The following is a 12,948-nucleotide window of genomic DNA, read 5'->3' on the forward strand; positions in this document are numbered from 1 at the left end:
AAGAAATTTCATCATCATAATCAGCTTTGTTTTTAAGTATACTTTTATTCCATAAATATAAGATTACAAATCTAAAGGCGGCAGTCAGGTTTCCAGCTTTCCGTTATATCTTTTTATGCTGAATTTATTTCAACATCTCGCGCTATTAAAACAAGTAATATAATAATCTGTAACAGGTACTGAATCGAGTTTAGCATAAAAAGGATGTCACTTCTCCCGAAACTTCGTGATAGGGCTAAACATGTTTGCCAGTTTCAGACATTACTGAAATTATGAGCTTATAAAATAGACAGATCCTTCAGGTTTCTAAAACCTTAAGGGTCTTTTCTGTTCTATAATTCCAACCCATAAAGGGTTTTAAACCCTTTATGGGTTATCGCTTTCAAACATTTTAATTCATAAATTCGTCACAATTTTTACAGCAACACTATGATCTCAATGCACCTACACGGTGATTTTTTCAGAAACTTAAAAAGTTTAATCGTGTAATTGTGTAAACGTTTACACAATTACACGATTAAACAATAGTAAAAGAATCCCTATCATTTAAAAACCCTAACTTCTTTCTTGTAGTTTCTTGTTTGTCTTTAAAAAGAATTGCACGTACAATTCCGACTTCGTTTTTCTTTAAATTAGAAAGTTCTTCACCCAAATAATCTACAAGCAAAGAATTGCCCGAATATTCATAACCATTCGCATCTTTTCCAGTTCTATTTACTCCAACAACATAACTCATATTTTCAACGGCACGTGCTTTTAAAAGTGTATCCCAAGCTTTAATTCTAGTTACAGGCCAATTTGCCATATAAATTAAAAGATCGTAATTTTCAGTGTTTCTAGACCAAACAGGAAAACGTAAGTCGTAACAAATTAACGGACAGATTTTCCATCCTTTATAATGAATCAACAACTTTTCTTTTCCAGCAGTATATACTTTATCTTCACCAGCCAATGTAAAAGAATGTCTTTTGTTATAGGTTTTAAGTTCTCCTGAAGGAAAAACAAAAACCAATCTATTATAGTATTTTATGTCTCCTTGAGCGCTATTGAAGGATTCTTTAATGACCAAACTGCCACAAATAGCTGTCTGCTTTTCAAAAGCCATTTTTTGCATCCAAGAAACCGAAAAACCATCCATTTTTTCTGCAACCTTTTCAGGATGCATCGTAAAACCCGTTGCAAACATTTCTGGAAGTATAATTAAATCAATTTTAGAAGCTAAATTTTTTATTTTTTCTTCAAAAAAAGCACTATTCTGTTTAGGATTCTCCCAAACCAAATCTGCTTGAATTCCAACAATATTTAATTCGTTTTGCATATTTAGGCGATAAAAATTTAAAGATCCATTACTCAAAAATAAGATAAAAATTGTAATTTGGTTCTTTCATTAAAACCTCTCGAGTTGCGTTCGAGCAGATATTAATTTTTATATGTCTGGTCGAGCGCAGTCGAGACCTAACTTTTTCTATGCAATCCTTTATTTCAGATACTTTAGATTTCATTTTAAAGACCACAAAGTCATTTGAAAATGTAGTGTTTATATTGCCTTCGCAAAGAGCAAAAGTATTTTTAAAACAAACTTTAAAAGATAAAATTTCTGTCGGATTTTTACCAGAAACGCTAAATATAGAGCAGTTTGTACAACAAGTTTCAGGAATCGAAAAAGCAGATAGCATTCAATTGTTATTTCATTTTTATACCATCTATAAAAGTTTAGAAAAAAATCCAGATTCTTTTGATACTTTTTCTTCTTGGGCATTTACAGTTTTGCAAGATTTTAATGAAATTGACCAACATTTAATAGATACCAAAGAGATTTTTGTGTACTTAAGAGATATTCAACGTTTAAAAAAATGGTCTGTTACAGGTACTTTTCAGGAAACAGAATTTATGAAAGATCATTATTCTTTTTTAGAAAAGTTGAATAGTTTTTATACGCCTTTGTATCAGTTTTTGCTAAATAAAAAGATAGGCTATCAAGGTTTAATGTATAGAGAAGCTTGCCATAATATTGATGGGTATATTCAAAAAAATGCACATAAAAAATTCTTTTTTATTGGTTTCAATGCATTAAATAAAGCTGAGGAATTTTTGTTTCAAAAAGTATTAGAAACTGAAAATTCAGATATTTATTGGGATTTAGATGAGATATTTTTCAACTCCAATCATCAAGCAGGAACTTTTATAAGAAAGTATAAAAAGGAATGGAAATATTACGAAAAGAACCCTCTAAAAACATTGAGCAATTCTTTTGCTACACCAAAAAACATTCAAGTAATTGGTGCTTCTAAGAATACGACTCAAATAAAATATGCTGGTGAGATTTTAGAAAAATTTTCAGATTTTAAAAATACAGCACTTATTTTAGCAGATGAAACATTGTTGCCAATTACACTAAATTCGCTTCCAAAAAACATCAACGCAATCAATATTACCATGGGATATCCTTTAAAAGACATTCCTACAACTAGTTTGTTGTTTTCTATTTTTCAGTTGTTTGTATCTCAAGAGAAATTGCAAAAAACACTGGCAAATGAATTTTACCATAAAGATGTGGTTCGCTTTTTAAAACACCAATCTATTTATAAACTATTGTCTAAAAATAAAAATGCTACTGTTGATGATTTTACGGAAGAAATTGGAAAAGAAAATCATATTTTCATCAGTAAAAAACAATTCGAAAATTTATTAAAAAATACTGACGAAGCCATTCAACAAGTAATTTTTTCAATTTTTAGTCCGTACACATCCATCAATGAATTTATAGAAAGAATTCTAAACTTAATCAATATCTTAAAAGAAGATGTAACAGCTTTAGAAAAAGAATATTTATTTCGTTTTCACACTGCTTTTACACAGTTGAAAACATTGCAAACGGAATACGAATATTTTACAGATTTAAAAACATTGTCTTTATTTTTTAAACAATTAATAGCTTCAGAAACCTTGTCTTTTCAAGGAGAACCCTTAAAAGGTTTGCAATTAATGGGAATGTTAGAAACCCGTGTTTTAGATTTCGAAAATATTATTTTAACCTCTACTAATGAAGGTGTTTTACCTGCAAGTTCTCAACAAAATTCATTCATTCCTTTTGATGTGAAAGTTGCATTTGGACTGCCAACATATAGAGAAAAAGATGCTATTTTTTCATATCACTTTTTTAGGTTATTGCAAAGAGCAAAAAATGTTTTTATCTTATACAATACAGAACATGATGTTTTTGGAAGCGGAGAAAAAAGTAGGTTTGTGACGCAATTAGAAATGATGAGAGCAGATATTGTTCAGAAAATAATAGCGCCAAAAGTAATTTCTGACAAAACGGAACTTAAAGAAATTAGTAAAACGGAAGCAACTTTTGACCGATTGAAAGAATTGGCTGCAAAAGGAATTTCACCCTCTGCATTGACCAATTATTTGCACAATCCTGTTTCGTTTTACAAACAAAAAATTTTAAGAATAAAAGAATTTGACGATGTAGAAGAAACCGTTGCTTATAATACTTTAGGTACTGTAGTTCATGAGACTTTAGATGAATTATATACTCCTTTTGTAGGGAAATTTCTGTCTGTAGAAATGATTGCTCAAATGGAAGCAGTCGCAAAAGATTTAGTGGTAAAACATTTTAAAATTCATTTTAAAAATGGCAATTTGGCAACTGGAAAAAATCGTTTAATTTTTGAGGTGGGCAATAGATTTGTGTCTAATTTTTTATCCAAAGAAAAAACGTTGCTAAAAGATAAAAACAACCAATTAAAAATTATTGCTACAGAAGAAAATTTATCCGCAGAAATACAAATCGAAGGCATTGATTTTCCTATAAAATTGCATGGTCAGGTAGATAGAGTTGATGAGTTAAATGGCGTTTTAAGAATTATAGATTATAAAACAGGGATGGTAACTGGTACTAATTTACGCGTTCCAGCATTCGAAAATTTACGAGACGAAAAATATTTAAAAGCAATTCAGGTTTTATTATATGCGTACTTGTTTACAAAAAGTAAAAACTATAGGTTCAGTCAGCCTTTAGAAGCCGGAATTTATTCGTTTAAAAATCTAAACAGTGGTTTTTTGGCCATCAATTTTTCTTCTAATTACAGACAACCAGATTTAGAAATTACAGAAGAAAAATTAGAAGAATTTATAACAACAATCAAAAGCTATATCAAAGAAATTTACAATCCAAAAATTGATTTTATGGAGCCTGCTGATTTGAGGTATTAGCGATTTTTCAATGAATTCTAATTTATAAAAACAAATCTAAGCGATAATAGTCGAGAGTTAAAAGTAAGAAACTTGTAGGTTTCGACTCCGCTCAACCTAACATAAAATACTATTTTCCCTTTAAAACCAACAAAGGTACTTTAGAGTAAAATTCTTCTTTTAAGATGGTGTTTTTCTCCCAAAGTTTTTTAAAGAAACCTCTTTTACGTCTAAATACACACAACATATCTGGATTGTGTGTTTTGATGTGTTCTAAAACACCTTGAAACGTTGTCGCATTTTCAGTAAACGTTAGTGTACCCTGAATCTCTTTTAAGTCTTTATGAAGTACAAGGTCTTCTTCTGTATAATTGGGTGTTTTAACTAAGAGTAAATGTACTTTCGCTTTAAATTTATCAATTATAAACTGTAATGGTTTTAAAACAGTTTTGCTTTTTACAATTCCAGATTTAAACGCCATTAATATATTAGAAACAGGTGCGTAGGTATAGCCATCAGGAACAGCTAACAAAGGCACATTTGTTTGTTTTACTAAACTTCCTGCGGTTCTCCCTAAAAAAAGTTCTTCTTTAATAGAGTTGCTTTTTGCACCCACAATGATAAGATCTATTCCTAATTCATTATCAATTGCCTCTACACTATCTACCACACTACCTTTGGCAGAAATTAATTTGATGACCACATTTTTTCTATCACAAGCATTTACCATGGTTTTTAAATACAGGTTTGTTTCGCGCTCAATAATAGCATCAACATTTATCATGGTTCCTGCTTTAGCGTGTGAACTGTAGGCTCTAAAAACAAAGATATTCGCATGAATATCTTCCGCGAAATCAATAGCGTATTGCAAGGTGTTTTTTGCACTTTCTGTAGATCCAATAGGTACTAAAATATGTTTCATCATGATAAATTTTAACGGTGCAAAGTTAGTTAATTTTCAGAGAATCTGTTCTTTTTCCATTTTTTAGATATGTACATTTGCAAAAAATAGTTTTTTTTGAACACAAACATTCGTTTTAAGAACATCAACAGACTAGCAATTCCCGCCTTAATTGCAGGTATTGCAGAACCCGTTTTATCTATTACAGATACCGCAATTATTGGCAATATAGATAGCAATGCTACAGAAAGTTTGGCAGCTGTTGGTATTGTAGGCGCATTTATTTCGATGTTGGTTTGGGTTTTTGGACAAACGAGAAGTGCCATTTCATCTATAATTTCTCAATATGTAGGCGCTAATAAATTAGAAGAAGTAAAAACATTACCAGCACAAGCAATTGCTATTGTTCTTTTGGTGAGTATATTCGTTTTAGCAATTTCATATCCTTTTTCTAGGCAGATTTTTCAATTTTACAATGCTTCAGGAGAAATTTTAGACTATTGTATTACTTATTTTAATATCAGAATTTTTGGTTTTCCGTTTTCATTATTAGTTTTTGCCATTTTTGGAACATTTAGAGGCCTGCAAAATACCTATTATCCAATGATCATTGCTATTGTTGGTGCCTCATTAAATATTGTTTTAGACATTGCTTTTGTTTACGGAATAGAAGGGTTTATTCCTGCTATGAATATCGAAGGAGCTGCCTACGCAAGTGTTATTGCTCAAGTATCGATGGCAGTTATTGCCGTTGTTTTGTTGTTGAAGAAGACCAGTATTTCCTTAAAAATAGTATTTCCTGTACATGCTGAAATTCCAAAATTGCTAGAAATGATTGGCAATCTATTTGTAAGAACCATTGCCTTGAATGTCGCTTTATATTTTGCAACTTCTTATGCAACGGGTTATGGTAAAGAATACATTGCAGCGTATACCATCAGTTTAAATATTTGGTTGTTAGGCGCATTTATGATCGATGGGTATTCTAGTGCTGGAAATATTTTATCGGGTAAATTATTGGGCGCAAAAGATTATAAATCTCTACTAACATTAAGTACTAAACTTTTTAAATATGGCGTTGTTGCTGGAACAGGTATCGCTTTATTAGGTTTGTTATTTTACGATTCAATTGGAAGAGTTTTTACCAAAGAAGTACTTGTTTTAGAACAGTTTTACACTGTTTTTTGGATTGTTTTGATCACACAACCTTTAAACGCAATTACCTTTATTTTTGATGGAATGTTTAAAGGAATGGGAGAAATGAAATATCTAAGAAACTTATTAGTTTTGGCAACAGGTATTGTTTTTATTCCGACTTTATTGATTTTTGATTATTTCGATTATAAATTAATTGCTATTTGGATTGCCTTTACACTTTGGATTCTTGCAAGAGGCTTGCCTTTGGTTTTTAAATTTAGAAGTACTTTTTTGCCACTTGCAAATGATGTAAAGAGTTAAAATGTCATTTTGACGTTGGAAAGAATCTCAAAATATAACATAATTTTATAGATTTCTCATTAGCTTTTCTTTTGTATTACCAAAATTAAAATGCTTTTTGATGGAAAGTATCTAACGAAATTTACGAAAGCATCAAAAAGGCTCATTTCAAAATGACATATTTCGAATTAAACCTTATTTTTACAAAAAGAACATTTCTATGACCACAACAAGACAAAACGGAAGTCTTTATACAGCTATTCAAAATAAAATTGCAACCATTGAATTCGGACATCCTGCAAGTAATTCTTTTCCAAGTGAATTATTAGCAAGATTAACAAGTGAAATCATTTCTGTTGGAAATAATGATGATGTTTCTGTAATTATTTTAAAATCTGAAGGAGAAAAAGCTTTTTGCGCAGGAGCATCTTTTGATGAGTTGGTCGCAATTTCAAACCTAGAAGAAGGAAAACAGTTTTTCTCAGGTTTTGCAAACGTAATTAATGCAATGAGAACTTGTGGGAAGTTAATCATTGGTAGAATTCAAGGAAAAGCAGTTGGTGGTGGAGTAGGTTTAGCGGCAGCTTGCGATTATGTGTTGGCGACAGAAAATGCAGCCATAAAACTATCTGAATTTACCATTGGTATCGGCCCTTTTGTAATAGAACCCGCAGTAACTCGAAAAGTTAGAGTTTCAGGAACTGCAGAACTAACTTTAGACGCTAGCAATTGGAAAAATGCCTATTGGGCAAAAGAAAAAGGTTTGTATGCAAAAGTGTTTGGATCCTTAAAAGAGTTGGACGAAGAAGTTGTATTGCTTTCAGAAAAACTGGCCTCTTACAATCCTACTGCTTTGTCAGAAATGAAAAAAGTCTTATGGAAAGGAACACAAAATTGGAACGATTTATTAGCAGAAAGAGCTAAAATTTCAGGTACGTTGGTCTTGTCTGACTTCACCAAAAAAGCATTAGAAAATTTTAAAAAATAATACGAATGAAAATCATTTCAACAAATATTGGCGAACGCAAAGAAGTCGATTGGAAAGGTAAAAAAGTAGCAACAGGTATTTTTAAATTTCCTGTTTCTAACTCTATTTTTTTGGATATTGAAGATGTAAGAGGTGATGAGATTTCAGATAGAAAATACCATGGAGGAATACTGCAGGCAATCTATGGATATTCATTAAAACATTATGATTTTTTCAAAACAGATTATCCGAATTTAGATTGGCAACACGGCATGTTTGGAGAGAATTTAACAATAGATGATTTAGATGAAACCAAAATTCATCAAGGAGATACATTTAAAGTCGGTGAGACTGTTTTAGAAGCGACTGTGCAAAGAAACCCTTGTTATAAATTAGGAATTCGTTTTAACGATATAAAAATCCTAAAACAATTCTGGAATACTACTTTTTGCGGCGTATATTTTAAAGTTTTACAGACAGGTTTTGTAAAAGTTGGTGATGAATTTACACTAATAAAAAGTTGTCCAAAAAACCCAACAATTGCAGATTTGTATGTTGCTAAAAGAATTGAAAAAAATATGTAATGAAGTCTGTCATTGCTCTGAAAACAGGAATCTATATTTCATTTTTAACCCATACTATAAGTTTTTTAAAAAGCGATCTTTCCTCTTTTTCAAAAATTCCTTTTCCAAATTATTCGTCACTTTATCTAAAGCAAGGTCAATATATTTTAGAGCCTCTTTTTTCTTGTTGATTTTTGCAAAATAATCTGCTTTTGCGCCATAAAATAAATACGCACGTTGTGCTAAATCTTGTGGATGTATTTGTTTAAAATAATAGTTGGCTTTTACATATTTTTTATTTTGAATGCAGACTACCGCCATTGTTAATAAATGAAAGGCTGAAGGTTGTAATTCGTGCAAACGCTTATACCAATGTAAAATTTTATCCCAGTTTGTTTGCTCAAAATTAGGCGCTTTTATATGTTCTGCAACAATGGCAGCTTCATAATGATAGGTAGAAAATTCGTCACTTTCAACAGCTTTATGCATCATCGTATTTCCTAATTGAATTAGTGGAAAAGACCATTTATTTCTGTCTTGATTTTTTAAATCTAACAACTGGTTTTCAGTATTAATTTTTGAATCTAGTCTTGCGGAATGAAAACACATCAAAGCAAACAAAGCATAACTAGATGAAATTTGAGTATGCTTATTTTTTAACAAAATCTTACACAAGCGAATGGCTTCTCCACACAATTCTTTTCTTATTAAAATTTCTTTTTTATTAGAGTGAAAACCTTCATTAAAAATAAGATAGATAACATTTAAAACACGCTCAATTCTTTGAGAGAGTTCTTTCCCTTGTGGAATTTTAAAGGCTAAATTTGTTTTTTTAATGGTATTTCTGGCCCTTAGCAATCGTTTTTTAATTGTTTCCTCTTTCATTAATAAGGCTGAAGCAATTTCTTTGATACTAAAACCAGCAATTGTTTTTAAAGCAAATGTAATTTGATCTTTTGAATCTAATTTTGGATGACAAGCAGTAAAAATCATCCGAAGTTGAGCGTCTTCAATTTCACTTTCTAAAAAAAGTTCTTTTATTGTAATTGCAGCAATTCCTTTTTCTATTTCTGCAAGGTGTTTCTGTTCTGATTTTAGCTTTCTGAAGATATCTAAAATTCGGTTTTTAGCAACTTTGGTTAACCAAGCTTCAGGGTTTTCTGGTTGTTCTTTTCGCCAAAGAATACTGGCTTTTAAAAAAGTATCTTGTACTGCATCTTCAATAATTTCCAGATTTGAGAGTCCAAAATAGCGTGTTAAAACAGCAACCATCTTTCCACTATGATGGCGAAAAAGATGGTCTATGAGTTTTGTTTCCATTAATGATCAAATACCATTATCTCGCGAATTTCAACAGTTCCTCCCAAATCGTAATCAGGAAAATCTTTTGCGATTTCTTGAACTGCACTAAAATCTTTTGCTTCCACAGTATAATAACCACCAACAATTTCTTTTACTTCTGCAGAGGTTAAATCTGTTACTGTTCTTTCTTTGCCAGCAATACGTCTTATTTGTGGTGTTAAAGCTTCACCACCTCTTAAAATTCCTGCTGCTTCCATTTTTTGTCCCCAAGAAAACCATTTTCCCATTCTGTGTTGCATTTCTTCTGGAGAAAGTCCTAAATCGGTGTAATCGGCACCAATAAAAATCATCATAAATTGTTTCATAATTTAAAATTTTTAAGTTTTATATGATTAAGACGTTTATCAAAATTAAAAAGAGGACACTTTTTTACTCTTTTCAATTCAGTTAAAGATATAAAATAAAAAAAATAGTTGTTTTGTAGTACAACTGTTTTCAATCAAATAATTAAGAAGACTTTAAAGGTTACTCATTTAGCGCTTTTTGAAACTCTTTTTCAAAATAGGGTAAAATGTCATCTGTCCATTTTTTGTTTAGCGCTGTTTTAGCATATACAACAGCTTTATCATATTTTACTTGGTTTTTTTCTGAAATTGCTTTTTCAAACTTACCAGATGTTAAAAAGTACATTAATATTTCAACATCTGTTTTGCCATAAAGATCTACATATTTCTTTTGGTTTTTTAATGTAATGTTTGCAATGGTATCAGAAACGTCTCGAGCAAAGTATAATAATGGCGAAAAGTATTCTTCTGATAAAATATCTTTCTTAGAATTAAAATATGCATGTAATTCTGATGGATTTACCTTCGTATTTGTTCGATTTACATAATCAACATAAAAATTTGGATATTGAGTCACATCAATTGTATTAGAATAGCCTACTATTATTTTGCTTGCTTTATTTAACTCGATACTTTCATTTGCAAATTTTAATACATTTTCACTTAATGATTGAAAATCTTCTCCTGGAAAACCATACTTTCTATTTAAAACAAATCCTTTTTTGTTAAGTACTAGCCCCGTAGGATAACTACTTACATGGTGTTTTTTAGATAAGTGGAAAATAGTATCATTTTCTGCATTGTACTTTAACAATATAAAGTCTTTTTTAAAGATGTTTTTGATGGAGTCGTTTTGAAAAACCCATTTATCTAATTTTTTGCAGGGTGCACACCAAGTTGTATAAAAGTCAATAAAAATTAGTTTATCTTCTTTAGAAGCTATTTTTAATGCCTCTTTATAGTCTTGGTCAATTGCGATTAGATTTTGATGTTCAATTGTAATGTTACTTTTTTTGCATCCGAATACAACAAGAGTAATTGCTATGAGTTTGATGAAATTTTTATTAATTTTCATTTTTTTCAACTTTGGTTGGTTCTTAATTTTAGAACCTTTAATTTATAAAAAGGTTACATTTTTAAGTTGAAAAAATAGTTAGAGAAGCGTCTTTTTGTTTTAGAAACTAAACAGTTTCTTCTTTTTTATGTAAAAAACGAGTGAGTTTCATAGAAAGATCTAGCAAAATAATTTTTGCATTTCCATTTCTTTCTATATGATACATCGCATCATTTAATTCTTTTTCTATTTCTAGAATATTTCCTGAATGTACAAAAGGTGCAAATTTAGAAAGGTCAAAACCCGTTTTTGTTTCCATAAAAACCAACTGATCTGACTGATAGTTGAGTAACAAAGCTTGTCTAAAAAACTGCAAACAATATTCTAAAAAACGTTTTTGAGTTTCACGTCCGGTTTTGGCAATAGTTTCAGACCAAGCAACTAATTGTTGCACAACAGAAGCATTTCCTTTGGCTTTAAATGCGGTTCTAATCCATGCAATAAACCATTCTTCGAAAACATTATCTGCAGCATCGTTGTGTAATATATGAACCGCTTTGTTATAATTTCCTGCTGCTTGATGCGCAATTTTAGCAGCTTCATTTTCAGAACAATTTTCTCTTTCAACCAAAGCATTTGCAATATCTTGTTCGCTTAAAACAGGAAAATGTAAAGCTTGGCAACGAGATTTTATAGTATTTATAATCTGTTCTTCATTTTCTGTAATTAAAATAAAGACAGTCTTATTTGGTGGTTCTTCAATGAGTTTTAAAAGTTTGTTGGCTGCAGCAATGTTCATTTTTTCTGCCATCCAAATTAGCATCACTTTAAACCCACCTTCGTAACTTTTTAACTGTAATTTTTTTACGACATTTTCCGCTTCATCAACACCAATAATACCTTGTTTGTTTTCTACGCCAATATGTTGTAGCCAATTAAATAAACTTCCGTAGGCTTGATTTTTAATAAAATCGCGCCAATCTTCTAAAAAAAGATTACTTACGGCGTGTTTTTTTACAGCATCGTTTGTGGTTACAGGAAATGCAAAATGCAAATCGGGATGTTGTAGTTTTTCACATTTTATAGTACAGGCTTCAGAATTTTCAGAAAAATTACATAACAAAAATTGCGCATACGCAATTGCCATGGGTAAGGTGCCACTACCTTCTTTACCAACAAAAAGTTGTGCATGCGGAATTCTGCCATTTTCAGCAGAGACTGTCAAATGGTTTTTTATATGTTCTTGACCTATGATTTGGTTGAAAAGCATCTACAAATATAAACGTTTCTCGAACTTTTATTAAGAATTTTGTACTTTTAATGCTTCAAAAAAATAAAATAAGTATGAAAAAACTTTTACAAGTTTTAAACGGAATTGCTTTTTTTTCTGTCGTTTATATGAACTATTTATCGAATACAGGATTCATGAATAATACAACGATTGGCGAAGTTTCTAGAGACTTTAACTCTCTATTTACACCTGCCAGTTATGCGTTTTCAATTTGGGGTATCATCTACTTGTTGTTATTTGGTTTTGTAATCTATCAAGGTCGGAGCCTTTTTGTAAAAGTAAGAGACAATGCTTTTGTAGAAAAGATTGGTTTTTGGTTTTTCATCTCTTGTATAGCCAATATTGCTTGGGTTTTTTGTTGGATTTATGAATACACAGGTTTGTCTTGCATTTGTATTTTTATACTACTTTTCTCACTCTTAAAAATTGTAGTAAACAATAAAATGGAACTTTGGAATGCACCTTTTTCTGTGATTTTATTTCTTTGGTGGCCGTTTGTAGTCTATAGTGGTTGGGTAACAGTTGCAAGTATTGCAAATGTGTCTTCGTATTTGGTTAAAATTGGTTGGGATGGTTTTGGAATTTCGCCAGTAATTTGGACAATACTAATGATTGGTATTGCAACAATTATAAATTTACTAGTTACTTGGAAACGCAATATGAGAGAATTTGCGTTGGTTGGTGCTTGGGCTTTGATAGCAATTGGCATTGCAAATACAAATAACATACTTGTAATAATTTCTTATGCAGCAGCTGCAGTTTTAATAATAAGTACTACTGTTCATGCCTATCAAAATAGAAAAAACAATCCATTTAAAAAAGTACAAAGCTAAAAGACCCAATTTAGGCCTCTTTGTAGAAAGATTTAAGTACGCAAACGATGTATTAA

General features: G+C 30.7%; 11 protein-coding genes. 5 read left to right on the forward strand and 6 right to left on the reverse strand.

Features of this window, described 5'->3' with window-relative positions:
* Nucleotides 1–517: 517 nt before the first annotated feature.
* Nucleotides 518–1,318 (reverse strand): nitrilase family protein, encoded by an 801-nt coding sequence (locus Q0998_RS15500; RefSeq protein ID WP_299671436.1) that lies wholly within the window; start codon nucleotides 1,316–1,318, stop codon nucleotides 518–520.
* A gap of 149 nt (nucleotides 1,319–1,467) precedes the next feature.
* On the opposite strand from Q0998_RS15500, the gene Q0998_RS15505 reads away from it, so the two are divergent.
* Nucleotides 1,468–4,221, forward strand: a complete 2,754-nt coding sequence (locus Q0998_RS15505) for a PD-(D/E)XK nuclease family protein (protein WP_299671438.1) — start codon at nucleotides 1,468–1,470, stop codon at nucleotides 4,219–4,221.
* A 109-nt stretch (nucleotides 4,222–4,330) separates the two neighbouring features.
* Here the strand turns inward: Q0998_RS15505 and Q0998_RS15510 are convergent, their stop codons facing one another.
* On the reverse strand, nucleotides 4,331–5,122 hold the full coding sequence (locus tag Q0998_RS15510) for a universal stress protein (RefSeq protein ID WP_299671440.1): 792 nt from the start codon (nucleotides 5,120–5,122) through the stop codon (nucleotides 4,331–4,333).
* Nucleotides 5,123–5,218: 96 nt separating this feature from the next.
* Between Q0998_RS15510 and Q0998_RS15515 the strand changes: the two genes are divergently transcribed.
* From Q0998_RS15515 to Q0998_RS15525, 3 genes are all read left to right on the forward strand, one after another.
* Complete coding sequence (locus Q0998_RS15515; RefSeq protein ID WP_299671442.1) at nucleotides 5,219–6,559, forward strand: MATE family efflux transporter; 1,341 nt, start codon at nucleotides 5,219–5,221, stop codon at nucleotides 6,557–6,559.
* Between the two features lie 199 nt (nucleotides 6,560–6,758).
* Entirely contained in the window at nucleotides 6,759–7,526 is a 768-nt protein-coding gene (locus Q0998_RS15520; RefSeq protein ID WP_299671445.1) for an enoyl-CoA hydratase/isomerase family protein, read from the forward strand.
* A gap of 5 nt (nucleotides 7,527–7,531) precedes the next feature.
* Nucleotides 7,532–8,089: an MOSC domain-containing protein gene (locus tag Q0998_RS15525; protein WP_299671447.1), complete on the forward strand. Its 558-nt coding sequence runs from the start codon at nucleotides 7,532–7,534 to the stop codon at nucleotides 8,087–8,089.
* Between the two features lie 54 nt (nucleotides 8,090–8,143).
* Here the strand turns inward: Q0998_RS15525 and Q0998_RS15530 are convergent, their stop codons facing one another.
* The 4 genes from Q0998_RS15530 to Q0998_RS15545 all read right to left on the reverse strand — a co-directional run bounded on the left by Q0998_RS15530 (nucleotide 8,144) and on the right by Q0998_RS15545 (nucleotide 12,038).
* Entirely contained in the window at nucleotides 8,144–9,388 is a 1,245-nt protein-coding gene (locus tag Q0998_RS15530; protein ID WP_299671449.1) for a sigma-70 family RNA polymerase sigma factor, read from the reverse strand.
* A complete protein-coding gene (locus tag Q0998_RS15535) occupies nucleotides 9,388–9,735 on the reverse strand; it encodes a YciI family protein (RefSeq protein WP_299671452.1) in 348 nt (115 codons plus the stop codon). The genes Q0998_RS15530 and Q0998_RS15535 overlap by 1 nt, the downstream gene beginning before the upstream one ends.
* Before the next feature lie 160 nt (nucleotides 9,736–9,895).
* Nucleotides 9,896–10,789 (reverse strand): thioredoxin family protein, encoded by an 894-nt coding sequence (locus Q0998_RS15540; RefSeq protein ID WP_299671454.1) that lies wholly within the window; start codon nucleotides 10,787–10,789, stop codon nucleotides 9,896–9,898.
* Nucleotides 10,790–10,895: 106 nt separating this feature from the next.
* Complete coding sequence (locus Q0998_RS15545) at nucleotides 10,896–12,038, reverse strand: DNA polymerase III subunit delta' (RefSeq protein WP_299671457.1); 1,143 nt, start codon at nucleotides 12,036–12,038, stop codon at nucleotides 10,896–10,898.
* A 74-nt stretch (nucleotides 12,039–12,112) separates the two neighbouring features.
* Between Q0998_RS15545 and Q0998_RS15550 the strand changes: the two genes are divergently transcribed.
* The gene (locus Q0998_RS15550; RefSeq protein WP_299671460.1) at nucleotides 12,113–12,892 is read left to right on the forward strand and encodes a tryptophan-rich sensory protein; all 780 of its coding nucleotides are present in this window, start codon (nucleotides 12,113–12,115) and stop codon (nucleotides 12,890–12,892) included.
* The last annotated feature ends 56 nt before the right edge of the window (nucleotides 12,893–12,948 follow it).

Source organism: uncultured Polaribacter sp. (assembly GCF_947501385.1).
Taxonomy (GTDB): Bacteria; Bacteroidota; Bacteroidia; order Flavobacteriales; family Flavobacteriaceae; genus Polaribacter.